This is a genomic window from Magnetococcus sp. PR-3 (genome assembly GCF_036689865.1).
In the GTDB taxonomy this organism is placed as follows: domain Bacteria; phylum Pseudomonadota; class Magnetococcia; order Magnetococcales; family Magnetococcaceae; genus Magnetococcus.
The window spans coordinates 100,276-118,553 of the sequence record NZ_JBAHUQ010000004.1; the positions used below are offsets into that span (position 1 = coordinate 100,276).

Annotated in this window: 20 protein-coding genes and 1 pseudogene; 14 read left to right on the plus strand and 7 right to left on the minus strand. The window is 50.6% G+C overall.

Annotation, left to right across the window (positions count from 1 at the left end):
* Entirely contained in the window at positions 1-696 is a 696-nt protein-coding gene (locus tag V5T57_RS04410; RefSeq protein WP_332889954.1) for a response regulator transcription factor, read from the minus strand.
* 755 nt (positions 697-1,451) lie between these two features.
* Between V5T57_RS04410 and V5T57_RS04415 the strand changes: the two genes are divergently transcribed.
* Positions 1,452-2,051 carry an EF-hand domain-containing protein gene (locus tag V5T57_RS04415; protein ID WP_332889955.1) on the plus strand — a complete coding sequence of 200 codons (600 nt, stop codon included), beginning with the start codon at positions 1,452-1,454 and terminating at the stop codon, positions 2,049-2,051.
* Positions 2,052-2,253: 202 nt separating this feature from the next.
* Here the strand turns inward: V5T57_RS04415 and V5T57_RS04420 are convergent, their stop codons facing one another.
* Positions 2,254-2,388, minus strand: a complete 135-nt coding sequence (locus V5T57_RS04420) for a hypothetical protein (protein WP_332889956.1) — start codon at positions 2,386-2,388, stop codon at positions 2,254-2,256.
* Between the two features lie 134 nt (positions 2,389-2,522).
* Positions 2,523-3,509 carry a zinc ABC transporter substrate-binding protein ZnuA gene (gene znuA, locus V5T57_RS04425; protein WP_332889957.1) on the minus strand — a complete coding sequence of 329 codons (987 nt, stop codon included), beginning with the start codon at positions 3,507-3,509 and terminating at the stop codon, positions 2,523-2,525.
* 122 nt (positions 3,510-3,631) lie between these two features.
* Here znuA and V5T57_RS04430 point away from each other — a divergent pair, with 122 nt between their 5' ends.
* The 5 genes from V5T57_RS04430 to V5T57_RS04450 all read left to right on the plus strand — a co-directional run bounded on the left by V5T57_RS04430 (position 3,632) and on the right by V5T57_RS04450 (position 7,692).
* A complete protein-coding gene (locus tag V5T57_RS04430; RefSeq protein ID WP_332889958.1) occupies positions 3,632-4,120 on the plus strand; it encodes a Fur family transcriptional regulator in 489 nt (162 codons plus the stop codon).
* A complete protein-coding gene (locus tag V5T57_RS04435; RefSeq protein ID WP_332889959.1) occupies positions 4,102-4,887 on the plus strand; it encodes an ATP-binding cassette domain-containing protein in 786 nt (261 codons plus the stop codon). Before V5T57_RS04430 ends, V5T57_RS04435 begins: the two co-directional genes overlap by 19 nt.
* Positions 4,881-5,693 (plus strand): zinc ABC transporter permease subunit ZnuB, encoded by an 813-nt coding sequence (gene znuB, locus V5T57_RS04440; RefSeq protein ID WP_332889960.1) that lies wholly within the window; start codon positions 4,881-4,883, stop codon positions 5,691-5,693. Before V5T57_RS04435 ends, znuB begins: the two co-directional genes overlap by 7 nt.
* Positions 5,683-6,735, plus strand: coding sequence for a CobW family GTP-binding protein (locus V5T57_RS04445; RefSeq protein WP_332889961.1), 1,053 nt, complete (start codon positions 5,683-5,685; stop codon positions 6,733-6,735). The genes znuB and V5T57_RS04445 overlap by 11 nt, the downstream gene beginning before the upstream one ends.
* Before the next feature lie 303 nt (positions 6,736-7,038).
* Positions 7,039-7,692 (plus strand): peroxiredoxin-like family protein, encoded by a 654-nt coding sequence (locus tag V5T57_RS04450; protein WP_332889962.1) that lies wholly within the window; start codon positions 7,039-7,041, stop codon positions 7,690-7,692.
* A gap of 246 nt (positions 7,693-7,938) precedes the next feature.
* Here the strand turns inward: V5T57_RS04450 and V5T57_RS04455 are convergent, their stop codons facing one another.
* Both V5T57_RS04455 and V5T57_RS04460 read right to left on the minus strand, forming a co-directional pair.
* Positions 7,939-8,325, minus strand: a complete 387-nt coding sequence (locus tag V5T57_RS04455; RefSeq protein ID WP_332890062.1) for a helix-turn-helix transcriptional regulator — start codon at positions 8,323-8,325, stop codon at positions 7,939-7,941.
* A pseudogene (locus V5T57_RS04460) lies at positions 8,317-8,853 on the minus strand (AraC family transcriptional regulator); the annotation flags it as partial. The gene V5T57_RS04455 and the pseudogene V5T57_RS04460, both read right to left, overlap by 9 nt.
* 176 nt (positions 8,854-9,029) lie before the next feature.
* On the opposite strand from V5T57_RS04460, the gene ahr reads away from it, so the two are divergent.
* On the plus strand, positions 9,030-10,031 hold the full coding sequence (gene ahr / locus V5T57_RS04465) for an NADPH-dependent aldehyde reductase Ahr (protein WP_442918166.1): 1,002 nt from the start codon (positions 9,030-9,032) through the stop codon (positions 10,029-10,031).
* Here the strand turns inward: ahr and V5T57_RS04470 are convergent.
* Together V5T57_RS04470 and V5T57_RS04475 are read right to left on the minus strand one after the other, a co-directional pair.
* Positions 10,020-12,617: a PAS domain-containing protein gene (locus tag V5T57_RS04470; protein ID WP_332889964.1), complete on the minus strand. Its 2,598-nt coding sequence runs from the start codon at positions 12,615-12,617 to the stop codon at positions 10,020-10,022. The genes ahr and V5T57_RS04470 overlap by 12 nt on opposite strands.
* A gap of 94 nt (positions 12,618-12,711) precedes the next feature.
* Complete coding sequence (locus V5T57_RS04475) at positions 12,712-13,845, minus strand: tetratricopeptide repeat protein (protein ID WP_332889965.1); 1,134 nt, start codon at positions 13,843-13,845, stop codon at positions 12,712-12,714.
* 163 nt (positions 13,846-14,008) lie between these two features.
* Here V5T57_RS04475 and speD point away from each other — a divergent pair, with 163 nt between their 5' ends.
* The 7 genes from speD to V5T57_RS04510 are packed head-to-tail and all read left to right on the plus strand — an operon-like array spanning position 14,009 to position 17,936.
* Positions 14,009-14,380, plus strand: a complete 372-nt coding sequence (gene speD / locus V5T57_RS04480; protein WP_332889966.1) for an adenosylmethionine decarboxylase — start codon at positions 14,009-14,011, stop codon at positions 14,378-14,380.
* 50 nt (positions 14,381-14,430) lie between these two features.
* Complete coding sequence (locus V5T57_RS04485; protein WP_332889967.1) at positions 14,431-14,841, plus strand: YbjN domain-containing protein; 411 nt, start codon at positions 14,431-14,433, stop codon at positions 14,839-14,841.
* 21 nt (positions 14,842-14,862) lie between these two features.
* Positions 14,863-15,573 (plus strand): PspA/IM30 family protein, encoded by a 711-nt coding sequence (locus V5T57_RS04490; RefSeq protein WP_332889968.1) that lies wholly within the window; start codon positions 14,863-14,865, stop codon positions 15,571-15,573.
* Positions 15,574-15,603: 30 nt separating this feature from the next.
* A complete protein-coding gene (locus V5T57_RS04495) occupies positions 15,604-16,239 on the plus strand; it encodes a DUF4178 domain-containing protein (RefSeq protein ID WP_332889969.1) in 636 nt (211 codons plus the stop codon).
* Positions 16,236-17,090: a DUF350 domain-containing protein gene (locus V5T57_RS04500; protein ID WP_332889970.1), complete on the plus strand. Its 855-nt coding sequence runs from the start codon at positions 16,236-16,238 to the stop codon at positions 17,088-17,090. Before V5T57_RS04495 ends, V5T57_RS04500 begins: the two co-directional genes overlap by 4 nt.
* Positions 17,087-17,680, plus strand: a complete 594-nt coding sequence (locus tag V5T57_RS04505) for a hypothetical protein (RefSeq protein WP_332889971.1) — start codon at positions 17,087-17,089, stop codon at positions 17,678-17,680. Before V5T57_RS04500 ends, V5T57_RS04505 begins: the two co-directional genes overlap by 4 nt.
* 1 nt (position 17,681) lies before the next feature.
* Positions 17,682-17,936, plus strand: coding sequence for a hypothetical protein (locus tag V5T57_RS04510; protein WP_332889972.1), 255 nt, complete (start codon positions 17,682-17,684; stop codon positions 17,934-17,936).
* The last annotated feature ends 342 nt before the right edge of the window (positions 17,937-18,278 follow it).

Genomic DNA, 18,278 nt, shown 5'->3' on the forward strand with positions numbered 1-18,278 from the left:
TCAGTGTATACCTTCAGCTTTGGCGTAGAGATAGCCAGCCCCTCGAACGGTATGGATGCGTTGGGTGCCATCTGCATGGTTGCCCAGCTTTTTACGCAGGGAGCTGATGTGCATATCCACACTGCGATCATAGGCCATATGTTTACGTCCCAACCCCTGTAGCGAGAGCTGATCCTTATCGACCACTTGACCCGCTTGGTGTAAAAGCTGTTGTAAAATATTGAACTCAGCAGAGGTTAGTTCAACAGGCTGCCCCGCCAAGCTAACCCGGCGAGCTTGGGGGTTAAGGGTAAGATCCCCCTGAGTTTGGGTCGCAAGGAGGGGTTCAATGCTGCCATGGGAACGGCGCAGTAGGGCGCGTAGCCGAGCGACTAAAACTCTGGGGCTGCAGGGCTTGGCCAAATAGTCATCCGCACCAATCTCTAAGCCGATGATGCTGTCGGTCTCATCCCCCCGAGCCGTAAGCATAATAACCGGTACGTGGCTGTGGGGGCGTAACTGACGGAGAACATCAAACCCGTTAAGACCCGGCAGCATGACATCCAGCACCAGGGCGGCGTAGGCGCCTGTCATTGCTTTTTCCAGAGCACTGGGTCCGTCATGGGCCATGTGGCACTCAAACCCTTCATCGTGAAGGTATTCTGCCAGCATAGAACAGAGTTTTTTATCATCGTCGATAAGGAGAATGCGGCTCATGGTAACGTTTCCTGTGGGTATGGGATCGATGCACCATTCTTTTCTATTTGCAACGCTGTGCAAAGGCTCCTGACATATCTTTACACTTATCCTGCCCACCTTTACATGGACCAAGAGTACCTTAATCTTCACATTACGCCTTTTGGAAACGCATCCTCAGTACCGTTTGGGTATGAAAAAAGTGTGGTGCTGTTTTACCAAGGGTGGAATGTGTGGTGTCAGGCTGGGTTGATGGCATGCTGCTTGGGCTAAAAAGTGACGAAAGAGGGGTCGCTTTCTAAAGAGATCCCTTTTTTTGACCTAAACTTTTCCTAGTGGGATGCAGTAAAGCATATGGTGCATGAAAAAGTGTGGCGATGGGTGTCCCAGGGGTGGGAGCGTTCGCGCTGACGGCCATTGAAGAATGGCTAATGCCGATTGCATGAGCTTTTTCATGGGAGGGTGTCGTTTTTTACCGAACGGCATCCTCTTTTCTTTTCTGGTCCTTTCCTACCGGAAATTGTTGCCTAGCTGGCCACACGGTAGAAATTGCCGGATCGTATGTGAGATGTGTGTAAGTGCAAGAAAATAAAGAAAATATGAATTGGCATGATCGGTGAAATGGTATAAACGCTTCCATCCCACCCCGATGGACAACTCACCTTCACGCCTTTTCATTTTTGGACAGTAAACACTGTCATTATTTTAGATTTCCTGATGGGAAATCGTTCATCGAAGAGGTGAAAATCATGTTTTCAATGAGTGGAATGAATCCAATGATGAGCCAAATGGGCCAATCCAACGGTATGAGCCGTGGGGGTGGTATGGGCCGTATGGATCAGATGGGAGGACCTCCCAAAGCAGAAGATATTATTAGTAAGCTGGACCAGGACGGTAACGGGACCATTGGTGTTGAAGAGGCCAAGGGTCCCATGGCAGATCATTTTAGTGATGCCGACAGCGACAGTGATGGCCAGTTAACTGCGGATGAGTTAACCAGTGCCATGGAGAGCTTTCAGGCGCAAATGCAGGGCCAGATGGGTGGCATGCAGGGCGGTATGGGTGGCATGCACGGTGGTGGTATGCGCGGCCCATCTGTTGAGCAACTGATGGCGGATATGGATGAAGATGGTGATGAGTCCATTAGTAGCGATGAAGCACGCGGTCCTCTTTCAGATATGTTCAGTGAAGTGGACAGCGATGGTGATGGCCTAATTACCAGCAGTGAGTTGGAAGAGGGCATGGCCAATATGCCTCCACCACCACCTCCCCCTAACAACATGATGGCTGGCACCAACAATATGGACCTGCTCTCTCAGTTGATTGGGAATGATGAGGAAGATGAGGATAGCCTTATGAGTCTCCTCAGCGCTTAATTGGACGCCTCATCGCATAAAAAAAACCCCGGCTCTCATGCCGGGGTTTTTTTGTTTGGTAAGGTTCATCCATGAACCATGCATAAAACCCCTGGTGTGGACACCAGGGTAAAAAGAACAGGTGCTGAGCGACCTGCTCTTTTTATCTTTTGAACATCTGTCGATCCAGGTCGGCTCTTTAACCGTTTTGGATGGTATAATTTTACCCATGTAGGTGGTGTGTAGGCGGTAGCGCTTCTATATGGTGTACCAGCCGGTTCCACAACCAGCGAGATAGATAGAGCATGCCGAGCATGGGTACGATATAAAAGAATATTTCCAACATCATCGTTAACATGGCCAACTCCTTCATTTGTCAGATTACACATACTCCCCTTAGCGTGTTGTTTAACTATTAGACAATTAGAATGTTCTAATGGTTGCCTGTTGCATTGTAAAACCTGTAACCAATTGGCAACGATGATTGATGCATTAAGGTCTGCTTAAACAGTGATTCAAACGATTGGCCATGGTGGTGAGCAGCGTATGGTAGGCGGTGGGGCCTGCTGGAATTTGACTGCCCAGTGGGTCCAGTTCTGCGGTTTGAATATCGCTATGGCGCACCAAGGCGTTGATCATGGCCGGTTCAAATTGGGGTTCAGAAAAAAGGCAGATAGCCCCTGTGCTCTGTATGGTTTGGCGGATCTGCATGACGCGTTTGGCGCTTGGTTTTTGTTCAGGGTTTAAGGTTAAAGCCCCAGTAGATGAGAGACCATAACGGTCCTCAAAATAGTGATAAGCATCGTGAAAAACGATGTAGGGCCGTTTTTGTATAGGCTTGAGCTGTGCGGCCAACTGTTGATCCAGTTGTATGAGATCTTTAATCAATTTCTGGGTGTTCTGTTCATAGGCCGTCTTATGATCGGGATCGATGTGGCTTAAGTGTTTGGCCATAGACTTGACCAGAATGATGCTCTGTAAAGGATCCAGCCATATATGTACATCCCACTGGCCATGGTCATGGTGTGCCTCATGCGCCTTATGGTCGTCATGATCATCATGATCCTCATGCGCCTTATGATCTTCGGTCTCATTCTGCTCTGACCAGTTATTTGGTGGACGGTTTTTTAAGCGCTTTATGCCCTCGGTTTGGGCAAGGGAGACCTGCTTGGCATGCTGTCCCAGCGTGGCCAAAGGCTTGATTAAAAAGGTCTCTAAATCTTCTCCCATCCAAAATACCAGATCAGCTCGTCGTAGCTGCATGGCTTGGGAAGGGCGTAAAGCATAGCTGTGGGGGGAACCCGCACCATCCAGCAATAAGCTGGGTTGGCCGACCCCATTCATAATCTGGCTGACCAAACTATGAATGGGTTTAATACTGACCACGACCCGTGGTGCCGCCCAGCTTGTGGTGGCAAAGGCCAGTACACTGATCAAGGCAAAGAATGTACGAAAGAGTAGGGCAGAAGATTGAGGCATGGTCACATCCTGAAATGTAATAGTATAACATTTTCTTAAGGAGGTTAGCGTGGTATAATGCTGCGGTCAAGTAAGAATGATTCTCGACTAAGTTCTATTGCCGGTACCGCTGGAGTTTATGTATGTCCTCTCCTTTTCCCACATGTGACCATGACCATGGCGCCTGTCTGAACGATGTTGTGGCCCGTGCTGAAATGGTCTGTACTCAGAACCATGCCCGTTTAACCGTGTTACGCAAAGAGGTCCTTACCATCTTAGCGGCCAGTCACCGGGCGATGACAGCCTATGAGATCTTGGAAGAGATGGTGGTGGGTGGTACCCGCAAGCCAGCCCCAATTACGGTCTACCGAACTTTGGAATTCCTGATGAGTATGGCATTGGTTCACCGAATTGAATCTCGTAATGCCTATTTTGTTTGCTACCAGCATGGTGATCATCATGATCAGGCTGTACAGGTCTGGATCTGCCGTAGTTGTGGTGTTGTTGCAGAGACCAATTCACCGCAAATGGTGACATTAATTCCTCAATTAGCGCAGGAAATTGGCTTTAAGACAGTCAGTACGATTGTGGAAGTTGAGGGGGAGTGTCGCACATGTCAGCAGCAAGCCTAACTGAGGTGGGGGATGTCCTTTTGACGGCGACAGAGCTCTGTGCCCGCCGTGGTGGCAACTTGGTTCTGGATCATGTCAATCTTTCCATCGGCGCAGGGGAGGTGGTCACCATTGTCGGGCCAAATGGTGCGGGTAAAAGCACCCTGCTTAAGTTGCTGTTGGGGGTGGAGGTGCCCGATGGGGGGCAGGTAAGCCGGAAAGCAGGTTTAAAAGTTGGTTATGTCCCACAGAGAATGCCCATTGATCCCATTTTACCCATGACAGTACGCCGGATGTTGCAGCTAACTGGGGTGCAGGATGAAACCGCTATGGTGGCGGTGCTTAAAGAGACCGGCGTAGCCCACCGTATGGAAGCGGACTTACATGGTTTGTCCGGGGGAGAGTTCCAACGGGTTCTGCTGGCAAGGGCGATGCTGCGGGCCCCTCAACTGTTGGTGTTGGATGAGCCTGTACAGGGGGTGGATTATGCCGGAGAAGTGGCCCTGTACCAGTTGATTGCGCAGCTGCGGGATCGACATGGTTGTGGGGTCTTGCTGGTTTCTCACGACCTGCATATGGTAATGCGGGATACCGATCGTGTGGTCTGCCTAAACCGCCATATCTGTTGTACCGGAACCCCCGCTCATGTGAGTAATCACCCTGAGTTTGCCCGGCTGTTTGGGGATCAGGCTATGGAGACACTGGCCCTGTATCAGCACCATCATAACAGCTGTACCCACCACATTCATGACCCTCAACCATCCAAAACGGAGGCCAACTCATGTTGATGGACTTTGTGCTGTTGGCTTGGGTGGCTGGTTTGGGTGTCGCGTTGGTTAGTGGCCCTTTGGGCTGTTTTGTGGTGTGGCGACGCATGGCCTATTTTGGCGATACCATGGCCCATGGTGCCTTGCTGGGCATCGCCTTGGGGCTGCTGGTTGAATTAAATCTTACTTTGGGTGTGGTTTTGGTCTGTGTGGCCATTGCTTTGATCTTACTACTTCTACAGCGTAACCCATGGCTCTCTGGGGATGCCCTATTGGGTATTCTATCCCACAGCGCTCTGTCGTTGGGTATGGTTGGGGTTAGTTTTATGTCGGGTGTGCGGGTTGATCTTATCGCGTACCTGTTTGGTGATATTTTATCGGTATCCTGGGCAGATGTGGGGTGGATTTATGGGGGGGGAACCATGGTGCTTTTGGTGCTTTGGCGTATATGGAACCCGCTCTTGGCCATGACGCTGCATGAAGGTTTGGCACGGGCAGAAGGGGTGCCCGTGGTGCAGATTCGCTTAATCTTTATGCTGCTGATTGCTGTGGTGATTGCGGTGGCCATGAAAATTGTGGGTATTCTGCTCATTACGGCACTGTTGATTATTCCAGCTGCGGCTGCACGTAATATCAGCCGTTCACCCGAACAGATGGCGCTGGGAGCGGTGTTGGTGGGGGCCTTGGCGGTGAGTGGTGGGTTGTGGTCTTCCCTTCAATGGGATACCCCTTCGGGTCCCTCAGTGGTGGTGGCCGCGCTCTGTCTGTTCTTGATCTCCTTGCTGTTAGGGGGGTGGAAACACCGGGGAGGGCGTCGTGTCGCATAAAAAAACCTTGCCTGTATCGATTCTTACAGGGTTTCTGGGCAGTGGCAAAACCACCCTGTTAAATCATTTGATCAAACAACCACAGATGAAAGAGACTTTGGTTTTGATCAATGAGTTTGGCCAGATCGGTATAGACCATGATCTGGTTGCGGAGTCCTTGGAAGAGGTGGCCGTGGAGCTGAGCAGTGGGTGTTTGTGCTGCTCAATCCGGGGTGATCTGGTTAAAACACTGCGTGATGCCCAATGGCGTTTCGCCCGGGAGGGTAAACCCTGGTTTAAACGGGTGGTGATCGAGACCACCGGGTTGGCAGATCCTGCCCCCATTTTGCACACTTTGATGACCGATGAGGTGATTGTTCGTCAGTATCATCTGGAAGGGGTGCTCACCGTAGTGGATGCGGTAAATGGTTCGAACACATTGGATCAGCAGGAGGAGTCGCGTAAACAGGTAGCTGTTGCCGATCGGTTGTTAATCAGTAAAACCGACCTGGCTGATGCTGATACCTTGCAGGCGTTACAGCACCACTTACGCCAGTTTAATCCGGCGGCACCTCAGATTGTGGTTACCCATGGGGAGTATGACCCAGAGCAGTTGTGGGCCATTGGGCCCTACCATCCCGATAGTCGGGGGAGCCAGGTACAGGCTTGGTTACAGGCAGAGGCCTATCATATAGAAGAGGATGACCACCACCATCATCATCACGATGTTAATCGGCATAATGAACAGATCCGCGCGATCTGTATTACGCTGGATGAACCGGTGCATGCTCAGGCATTGGAGCAGTGGTTGGAACTGCTGCTGATGTTAAAAGGTCCCGATTTTTTGCGTATTAAGGGCATGGTGAATGTGGTGGGGTTTGAGGGGCCTATGGTGATCCATGGTGTGCAGCATATCTTCCACAACCCCGTCCAACTTCCAACATGGCCATCGGAGGATCATCGTAGCCGTATGGTCTTTATCACCCGTGATATGGAAGAGGCGCAACTACGGGGAACATTAGATATTTTAGAGGCGGCTAACCGTGCCATCTCATCCAAATAAAGGGGGGGATCTCTTTGGGTGGATCATGATCGTTCCTCTCACCTTATGGTTAGACGGGTCTAAGTCTCTTCCTTGTTATCAGCTTATCTCTCTCTCACTCTTTTCTTTACGTCCTGCTATCACGACCCCTCATCATACTTCCCCCTTAAATCTGTGCCATATAGGTTTTTAGAGCGGTGGGTTGTTGGGTGTTCTCTATTTTTTGCTCAGCTTTTTTGGGGAAAATGGGAACGTCTGTTGCCTATAACTTCTCAAAGACATGATAGGGCAAGGGTGTATATGTTGTAACTGGGAGGGGATCAAATGACCATGCAAGCGCAGTTGAACGCCATTCATGAACAGACATTGGCCAAGTTACCGACAGAAGCGGTGCAGTTTGATGAAAGTACCCAAGCTTTGGTGCAATCAGGCTTGGACCAGAACTGTTTAAAAGTTGGAGAGGTTGCACCTGAATTTGTCTTGCCTGATGTAAAAGGTAAGATGGTCGAGCTTGCCTACCTGCTCAAACAGGGACCGCTTATTCTGAATTTTTACCGTGGAGGGTGGTGCCCCTACTGTAATTTGGAGCTCAAAGCCCTACAGATAGCCATGCCTTGGTTTGAGGATTATGACGCCAACTTGGTGGCCATTAGCCCCCAACTTCCTGATGCCTCTTTAAGTACCGTGGAGAAAGATGGCCTAAGCTACCCTGTGTTAAGTGATGTGGGTAACGTCATTGCGCGAAAATATGGTTTGGTTTTCGCGGTGGAGGAGGCCTTGAGGCCCATCTACCTGCGCCTGGGCTTGGATCTGCCGGCAAGTAATGGGGATGATAGTTTTGAACTGCCCATGCCCGGTACTTTTATTCTGGATCAGCAGGGGGTTATACGTGGGGCTTTTGTCAACGCGGACTATAAACAGCGTATGGAGCCCACAGATATTGTGATGGTATTAAAGCAGATCAAAGGGGTTGAGTAGTGCTTGCCGTGCTTAGGGGTGCGGGCAGGCATGGTTTAGGGGCTAGGGTGTTGTGTCCGTGTATAAACGCCCGTATAGATCCTAAAAGCTAAGGCGCAAAGGGCACCTGCGTCTTATGAGGGCTAGGTAGTGGTGACCCCCGATCATCCTACCTCTCCCTTGGTACGATGCACAGTCATGGATGGTTCTCTATCCTCCTGTCATGATCGATTGTATATCCCTCGCTATTAACGTGCACTGTTCCCATTAAGAGGAGCGCTTGGCATACCCGATCTCGGCTGCACGGGTAGGGGGGCGGTTGAAGTGGCGTTTAAACTCTCGGCTAAATTGAAACACCCTTTCATACCCCACCTCTGTGGCTGCATGGCTTACCCGCATACCGTGTTGGGCCATCAAGTTTTTTGCGTTGTTTAAACGAATACGCCTTAAATACTGTAACGGTGGGTGCGCCGTAACGTGTTTAAAGGCACGGTGAAAAGCGGAAACACTCATACCCGCTTCTTTGGCCAGTCGTTCGACTGATATATTCTCAGCATAGCTTTGATGGATGAGCTCAAGTGCCTTGGCAACCTGGGCAAAAGGGGCGTGGCTCTGGGTCAATGCCAGCAGGCTGTTACCATGGTTTCCAAGCAAGGCGTGAAAGTGTATCTCACGGATCAAACCGGGCCCTAAAACATCACGTTCCATCGGGTGGATCAACACCTGTAACAGACGCTCAACACTTTGTGCCATTGCTTCTGCCATGGGGACAGGCTCAAAACCACGGGGTAGGGCTTTTTCATGGGTGCTGGCTGGGGCGCGGTGTTGGTTGATGACCGCGGCCAACTCCAAGAGCAAGGATATCCAGATCAATGAACAGTCCGAATGTCGGGCTCTGTGTTGTTGCACTGGTTGCACCTTCAAAAGGTATGGGAACGCTGAGAATCAGGTGTTGTCCGGGTTATAGCGGAAGCGCTCATCCCTGACATACCCCATTTTATAACCTTGGCCAATAATGATAATGGCAGATTCATAGATGAGCGGCGTGCGCTCGACCGTCTCGGTGGTATAAAAAAAACGTACACCCGGTAGATCTGCCTGCACAAAGCACGGTTTAGGTTCTTGATCGGATGGGTAGGCCTCTGAGCCGTACTGGTGTAGAAGTCTCTTAAAAATATCCATATAAAGTACTCCCCCTGGTAAAGCAGAATTATCGTCGTCAGTGGGGGGTGGGTCATGTGGAATCCTGTTTAGGGGTAGAATTAGGCAAATGTTAGGCAGAAATGGGCATTTTCATTAGATCTGCGTTACCGTAAGGTGGCGTTCTTATCTTTAGCTCAATACAAGGAGTTTTCATGATGATTCGTGCCTACGCAGCTATGGAAGCCAAACAAGCACTTGTACCCTTTGACTATGATCCTGGTCAGCTGGGTGCCCATGAGGTGGAGATTGCAGTGCGTTACTGTGGTATCTGCCACAGTGATGTCAGTATGCTCGATAATGACTGGGGAATTAGCCAATATCCTTTGGTGCCTGGGCATGAGGTGGTTGGGGAGATTTCCGCCATCGGTGATCATGTTAAGCATTTAAAGCTGGGGCAGAAGGTTGGGTTGGGCTGGCATGCGGGATATTGTCAGCACTGTAGCCCCTGTGTATCGGGTGATCACAATTTATGTGGTGAGGCGCAAGGCACCATCGTGGCGCACCATGGGGGATTTGCGGATCGGGTCCGGGCTCAGGCCACCAGTGTGGTGCCTTTGCCAGAAGGTTTGGATATGTCTGTGGCGGGACCGCTGTTTTGCGGTGGGGTGACGGTGTTTAACCCGTTGGTGCAGTATGATGTTAAACCCACAGACCGGGTTGCTGTCATCGGTATTGGGGGGTTGGGGCATATGGCTGTGCAGTTTCTCAATGCTTGGGGGTGTGAGGTCACCGCTTTTACCTCATCAGATGCCAAGCGTGAAGAAGCGCTTGAACTCGGGGCGCACCAGACCCTTAACTCCCGAGATGGTGAGGCCTTGGCAGAAGCTGCGGGACGTTTTGATCTCATCCTCTCCACCGTCAATGTGTCGTTGGACTGGAATGCCTATATCGGCACGCTCAAACCCAAAGGTCGCCTACATCTATTGGGGGCGGTGCTGGAGCCTCTGCAACTCAATCTATTTCCCATGCTTATGGGGCAACGCTCTGTGTCGGCCTCTCCTGTGGGTAGTCCCTCCACCATTGCCAAAATGTTGAGCTTTGCTGCACACCATAAACTGGCACCCCAGGTCGAGATTTTTCCCATGGCCCAGGTCAATGAGGCCATTGCCCACCTTAAGGCCGGTAAAGCGCGCTATCGTATTGTCCTACAGGCGTAAATCAAAGGTTGGTCTTTGTGGGGTCGGGTTGTGATGTTGCTTGATTGCCTTGAGCAGTCCCCGTTTTTTAATGGGTTTGGTGATGTGATCATCACACCCTGCTTGTTGAGACATTTTTTGATGGTCGGACAGTGCATGTGCCGTTAAGGCAATGATGGGGGTGGGGGCTCTTTTTTCCAGAACTTCCCACTGACGAATTTTACGGGTGGCGGTGTAGCCATCCATAATGGGCATTTGAACATCCATAAGGACCAAGTTGTAAGGCTCACTAGCCTCCGTGACCCGTTGTAGTGCTTGGGCACCATCATGAGCTAGAACGAGTTGATAAGGATAGGGTTTTAAAAAAGCCTGTATGAGCGCAAGGTTATCCGGACTATCATCTACCACCAACAGCTTTAAGGGGGTTTGATGTTCCGGAATATCTTGGGTGACCGGTGGTAAGCGGCGTTCCAAGGTAAGCTGAATGTTCTCTTCTAACTGATCATGATTATAGGGGGTGAGAAGAAGATCAACCTCCATGGCTTGTAAGTCGGATACCAGGGAGCGTTCAGGGATATCGCCACAGATCAGGATTGGGAGCTTTTGCGAAGGGTGAGCTTCGCGGATACGGACCAAGCTGTTCATTAAAGCATCAAAGCTGACATCATCATGGTGGATAAGCAGAAGATCTGGACACTGCCCATGGTTTTTTTGGCGATGGCTTAAGGCTTGGTCCACACTCATTTGGTTATCGTGAGAGTGCGCCACAGCCCCCATTTGGGTGACAATGTTCTCAAAATAGCCATGGCGGATCGGATGATCATGGTGGATAAGCACCGTCTTATCCTGGAGTATCTTTTCTTGGTTGCTCAGGGCGTGGGGGGCTGGGTGCATGGGCACCGCAATGGTAAAGGAGCTGCCGTGCTCTTCCTGGCTATGTAGTGTGATGGAGCCTTCCATAAGCTTGGCCAGCTTCTGGCAAATAGCCAGCCCCAGTCCACTCCCGCCATATTGACGGGTCATGGAGGTGTCTGCTTGGTTAAAGGCTTCAAAAATATGATTTTGTTTGCTAAGTGGAATACCAATGCCGGTATCAACAACGGTGACGATTAATGTGAGCTGATGATGGTGGCGTTGTTGGCAGCGCATGAGAATGGCCACGGAGCCCTCATGGGTGAATTTAATGGCGTTACTGGTGAAATTGAGCAAGATCTGTCGTAAACGGGAGGGGTCTCCCAGCAATTTCCGTGGGACTGAAGCGTCGACGTGGGTGAGCAGCTGTAACCCTTTTTCTGCCGCTCTTAAATGCATCATGCCATAAAGGTCGTGGATCATCTTGTAGGGGTAAAAGGAGATAGACTCCAACTCCATACGGCCCGCTTCAATCTTGGAAATATCCAAAATATCACTAATGATCTGTAAGAGGCTCTCCCCTGCGGTATTCAGCATGTGCAGGGTACGCTTTTGTTCCGTACTTAATATACCTTCAGCCAGTATTTCAGATGCCCCTAAAATGGCATTCATCGGGGTTCGGATCTCATGACTCATGGTCGCTAAGAAGTCACTTTTGGCTTGGCTGGCCTGATCGGCTTGGGTTTTAGCCTCCCGCAGTGCTTGTTCGGTTCGTTTGATCTCGGTGACGTCGGTTACCATGATGGTAATACCGGCCAAGCGACCTTGTTCATCAAAGTAGGGGACTTTGTCGGTACGGAACCAGCCAGGTCCACCATCGTAATACTGACCGGGCTTAATGAGCCCAAGTTTGGGCTCACCTGTGGTCATAATTTCCACATTATCATTATGGTATTGCCGGGCAACATCTGAAGGGAAGAGCTCAAAAACGGTTTTACCAATGGCCTCTTCAGGCACGGTATCACACAAATCTGCAGCACGCTGGTTGATACGTCTGACTTGATGATTATCATCAATATACCAAACCATGGCATTAACGGATTCAAAGATGGTTTGGTGGTCTCGCTCACTACGGCGAAGGGCGTCTTCGGCCACTTTGCGATCTGAGATATCACGGGCGAAGCCAACGGTTCCTGTGATGTTGCCTTGGCTGTCATAAACAGGGGATTTAAAGGTTTCTACCCAGCGTAATTTCCCTTGTTGCATCACCTGTTCTTCAACGATTTTTTGTGTCCCTTGTGCCATGACTTCCTGATCATCTGCTTGATACTGCTGGGCCATCTCTTTGGGGGAGAGGTCAAAGTCGCTCAGCCCTTCAATCTCTGTGGGGTCACTGCGCTCATAGGCATGAGCAAGAAATTGGTTCACCGTGAGAAAGCGGCTTTGATCATCTTTAAGCCAGACAAAAAAGGGAAAGTTGTTCAGGGTCGCCCGCAGGTAGCGTTCGGTCTCTTTTTGCCGAACTTCCTGTTTTTTGAGTTGTTCAAGAATAATGGCTGCAATAAAAAAAACTAAAAAAGCATCAATAGCTGGGGTGATGAAACCAACAATCATAAGATCTGTGCGTATTTCCCCATACAGCCAATAGCTTTGTGCAACCATCAATATCTCAGATATAAGAATGGCCAGCGTGGTGAATAGGGCAATAAACCGCCAAAATGAGAGGGCTTTTAAAAAAGTTAAGATACGCTCCATACAGGCTGCCCCTCAAATGATTGAACGGATTTAATCAGAGTAGGAGATCACCAGATTTGCAGCAACTGCAATTTGGTAGCGTTGTGTAACCAAATTACATACGTTGCAACCCTCCAGTGACCCGCTTGATGCCCTTGGAGATCGCTGTATGGGGTTTGCCAAGCCAGATTTCAGCCTGTTGATAGAAGGTTTGAGCTTGCTCCAGATCGCCCTCCACTTCGTGACAAACCCCAATATTATAGAGCAGTGAAGCGTTGGGGGCGGGTTCTTGCGCTAGGCTGTCCCGCCAGAGTTTACACGCTGTATCCAGTCGCTGATTGTTGGCAAATTCAACCCCCTGCTTTAAGATTTTTAAACCACGGGGGGTTAAGCCTTTTCCCTCTTCCATTAAAGGTATGGAGACAGCGCGCAGATAGGGGGCGATATCCTGGCGGTAGGCCTTTAAGGTTTGGCGCAAAGCTTGTTGTAGTAGTAGATGGCCAGCGGTTAATTGTGAGTTGCGGTCACCTGGGCAGCGCTGAACAGAACGGCTGGCGCGGTGGCTTTGACTGTAGATCAGCGCTTCGGTATGTACCTCGGCAACCTTGGCATGGATCTCTACCTGGGCATCACGTTTACGGCAGATAACAGGGGTTGTGACCTTATGGCGCGGACGTCGTGTGGTGATTTTTCGTATACGGCGCTGTTTGACCTTCTTCTTCCTGCCTGGGGTTATGTCCTCTTCAATAACCTCAATTTCATCCACAACTTCATGGGGTTTGAAAGGCTTGTTCGTGGGCTTGTTTTGTCCATATAAGCAGGCTTGGTATTGGTCTTTGGTACGTTTTCGACCGTGGTAGGGCCGTTTACACCAGCGTTCCCGGTTCATCCTATATGGGCGATCCTGCCAGGAAAAATCTGTAACCTGCCCAAAATGAATGGCATCCACCCCCATGTGTCGCCCTACATGAATGGCGCTCTGTGTAGAGAGCCGTCTGGGACGTTTTTTTTGAGTGCGGCGTAGCTCAAAATAGGGGATGCCCCTTATTTTTATCTGGCTTAGGGTCTGTTCCAGCTCTTGCGTGACGGTTTGTCCACCACGGCCTGTATAGTCCAGCAAGGCAATGTTTTGGTGTTGATAAACCCGTGGGTGCTCTGGGGCGACCAGAAACTGGGTTTGTACCTTGGGTGCACAGCCACTGAGCAGGAGGAGGGTGCTGAGCAGGAGTGTGGTGTAGACCTTTGCCATGTTTTTTTCCAACCGTGATAAGTGAGTACAAACTATGAGTCTACGTGAGTGGGCCAGGGTTACCAACCGTAACGTTCACATGACAGCTCAATTCGACGCTTGAAGTTGTTGCTGGGGCTTGCCACAATCGGTGGCACTAATAACACCCAAGCTATGGATGCCCGTGAAAATTCAACAGTTGATTGTGGATGCCTACGGTTGCCAAGGGCCGTTAGATGATGCCGAAGCGCTCATCCAGAGCATGACCGATGCGGCCGATGCGGTAGGGGCCCAACGGGTAGGCGAGGCCCAGTTACGCTATGTACCCCATGGTGTGACGGCGGTTCTGTTTTTGGCGGAGTCTCATATTCTAATCTCAACATGGCCAGAGCATACATTGGCCATGGTGGATGTGCTGCTGTGCAACCCCCAAATGGACCCGTATCAGGCCTGGCAGGTTATGGCGCAGTTACTCAAGCCCCAAGGCGAGGTGCGCTTTAATGAAAATACACGCCTGATCGGTGCACTACCTGCGCAGGAAAAACAGATCGCCTGACGTTTAAGCTTTAATGAACAGACTTGGACCCCTAATAGAGGAAAACCCCCATGTCAGAGCAAAACCATTTTGAGACCGTGCGTGGCTACCTGGATGATTTGGAAGTCAACATTGATCATGAAGATACCGTAGCGACCCTCTTCCGCATTAGTGATGTTGAACGAGGCATCGCCAACATGTTGGTCGATTGTGAGGATGATCTGTTGGTCATTGAACAGGTGATCTTGGAGGTGTCTGGGGATGATGGCACCTTTTATAAACGCCTATTACAGATGAACCGAGAGCTGGTACACGGCGCATTTGTTTTGGATGAACAAGCCAAGTGGGTACTGTTTCGCGATACGTTGCAGTTGGCGAACCTGGACCTGAATGAGCTTGAGGCTTCCGTCAATGCCTTGGGTTTAGGGCTGGCCAGTTATGCTGAAGAGTTGATCCAGTTTGCCAACGGTAGTGCCGCATAACCCATTTAAAGGAAAAAGAACATGAGTGGATTGTTTCAACGCCTCTTTACCTGGGGTAAATCGGAGGCACATTCGGCCGTGGATAAGCTGGAAGATCCAGCCAAAATGGCGGAACAGGGTATTCGTGAGCTGAAAGAAGATCAGACGAAAAATATGGAAGCTCTGGCCAAGGTCAAGGCTCAGGTTATTCGTCTGCGCCGGGATCTGACCAATTATCAGGAGACCGCTGCCAACTATGAGCGTAAGGCCATGCTGTTGGTCCAAAAAGGGCAAAATGGTGAGCTGGATGCGGCCGAAGCAGACCGGCTGGCTGCTGAATCCCTAAGCCGTTATCAGGATGCCAACAATCAGGCCACGGCGTTAAAAGCGGACCTGGAGAACTTGGAAAAAATGGCGGCTCAGTTAGAGCGCAATGTTCAGCAGATTCGTAGCCAGATTGGCAAATGGGAAAATGAGCTGCGTACCCTAAAAGCCCGTGCCCAGGTTAGCAGTGCCACCCGTAAGCTCAATGCTGAGCTGGCCAGTGTGGATGGTAAAGGGACCATTGCCATGTTGGAGCGGATGCGCGACAAGGTGCAGGAGCAGGAGTCACTTGCAGAAGCATATGGTGACATCGCTTCCGCCCCCAAATCTGTGGATGATGAAATTGATAAGGCCCTGGCCGGTAGTGCCGACCGTGGTCAATCTGACGCTCTTGCGGCGCTTAAAGCGCGCATGGCATCCAAAGATTAAGTATTTTCCCATCAGGGCAGGAGAGGGTATATGGACAGCAACCATTTGATGTTACTGATACTGGTCGCCGGTGCCGGTTTTTACATCTTTATCCAACACACCAAACGGAAAAAAGCTGTGAAAAGCCCTCAAAAGCCTTTGGTTATTCAAAATGTGCAAGCCGGTGGTGTGATCTCTCTGCGTGGGGTCGGGCCTGACCTGGAAGATCTGGATGCCACCATTCTTGGACGTCACACCTATGATCAAGATGGCTATCAATGGTTTGAGCTTGAGGGGGATGTCGGCAGCCGCAAGCTCTGGATCAGTGTGGACGAGGATGATGAGTTGGAGGTGGCGCTCACCCTGCGCAAGGAGCCTTTATCCTGTTTAGATGTGGATGAAGCTGGGCTACAGGCGATTAAACAGGCTAAGCAGGGTTCGGTGACTTTTGAATCCCAACCCTTCACCTTTGTTGAGACCGGGCAAGCCACCTTTTTCCGCCATGGTGATCGTCTGCCCCCTAATGGTGAGGATTTTGAGTACTGGGAGTTCCACTCTGCCGACCGGCAGAGTGGAATAACCGTGGAGCAGTGGGGTGAGAGTGGCAATATTGAGTGCCATATCTACCAAATTTTAAAAGCTTCCCAATATACCGTCTATGCCTTGGAGGGGAGTGATCAGCTATGAGCAACGGTGCTCTCTTTCAGCAGGATTTGATCACCCTTGTGGCTTTTTTAGGGCTCTATGTGGTGGTGATGGTGGTGGCACGTTTTTTAAATGACCGCTTTACCCCGTACAACCTGACAGAGATGCTGGCGGTTAAGGATAACCCGGCCATTGGTCTATCTCTTAGCGGCTATATGTTGGCCAGTACCTTGACCTTTATGGGGGCTCTGTTGGGGCCTTCCAGTGGAGATCTTTTTCATGATCTCATGGTTGTGGGGGGGTACAGCCTGTTGGGTCTGCTGTTCTTGAACTTGGCGCGGTGGATTTTGGATCATCTGTTGCTCAATCAGTTTAACAATCTGACGGCCATTGTTGAGCAGTGCAATATGGCCATGGCGTCAGTCCGCTTTGGTCTGTATATCGCCACGGGCTTGATTGTCGGCGGTGCTCTACATGGTGAAGGGGGTGGGCCGGGGACGGCGGCGCTCTTTTTCATCCTTGGGCAAGGGGTGCTTATCCTCTTTTCACGCCTCTATGACTGGGTAACCCCTTATCCCCTTCAACAACACATTGAACAGGGTAATGTGGCTGCAGGCATTGCTTTTGCCGGTGCCATTGCATCCTTGGGGATCTTGATCGGCAAAGGCATTAGTGGTCAGTTTTTTGGTTGGTGGGATCATTTGATCCAGTTTGTAGAGATCTCAATTGTCGGTATGGTGCTGCTGATGATGGTACGTTTTGTGGTCGATCATCTTTTACTACCAGGGCATGATCTGAATGATGAGATTGCTCAGGATAAAAATATGGCCGCTGGGTGGGTTGAAATGAGTGGGACAGTAGGGTTTGCTCTGCTGTTATCGGTGTTGCTATGAGACAGACAACCAGCCAAGAGGGCATCGATTTTGGCAAGCTGGCTATGCTCTGTGTGGGGTTGGCCTTTTTCTATCTGATCACAGCGATCTATATGAGTGGTGGGCAAGAGCTGGTTAAGCAGACACAGTGGCCCATTAATAAAGCCTTTGGGCCTATTGAAACCACCAAAGATAACCAGATTATCGAAATTGCCATCCGCCCTCCCTTAAAATCTGAGAGTTGGGTCTCCATTACCTCAGAACTGCTTTCCTCACCCACCGGGCCGGTTATGACGGGATTTGGCGGGGAAGTTTACCATGCCACCGGCGTGGATGATGAAGGGCTCTGGGAGGAGAAGCAGGATGTGGTGGAGCAACGCTTGGTTATACCCAAACCAGGTCGGTACTATCTGCGTTTAAAAGGGGTTGGAAACCGTAATGGACAAACCAGAGCGGACCCCAGCTTTGTTCGTGATGCCTCTTTGGAGATTACCATCCGTCAACTACGGGGTGGGGATCGCGGGTTTAATATGGGTGTGCTTGTGCTGGTTATATTGGGTGTGGCGCTGAGCTGGATTGCCGATGCCAAAGCCAAAGAGGAGGCACATTAAGATGGATCCTACCTTAAAAGCAATGTTGGCTTTGGGTGCTGTTGTTTTGGTGGTCTGGGCGGTGCTTCTACCTTCGGCAAGTCGTGGCTATGGTTACAGTGGTTATGGCGGCCATTATCGCCACTATTCTGGTGTTGGGGGTTCCATCTTTGGTCATCGGGGGACAGGCACCAGCTGGGGTAGTGGGGGCAATGTGCGTACAGGGAGTATTAATGGCGCACGTACCAGTGGCCGTGGCTTACGGGGTGGTAAATAACCCTTAAGCGGCGGACTGGGGGGCGTGCCTCCTTCTGTTTGCTCAAGGTGTGGGCTATTGATGAACAGATGCAATGGGCCTGCAAGGTTTGTGGCTGTTCTACCGTGGTGTCATGGGTGCATGGATCTATTGAATCAATCGACAAGGCTTGGTTTCAATCTTAAGTCAGTGCCCTTAATACGGTGCTTATAACGCCCTGGGGTGGTTCAGGGTTCCCCATCGGTGGTGGTATAGGCACCATCTGCCCCATGTCGGTCATACTAAGCCCTGCCACCTCTCTCACATAGACAGAGCTGATCTGACTACAGTGGCTGTAGGGTGATGGGGGTGCCCCACTTTGGA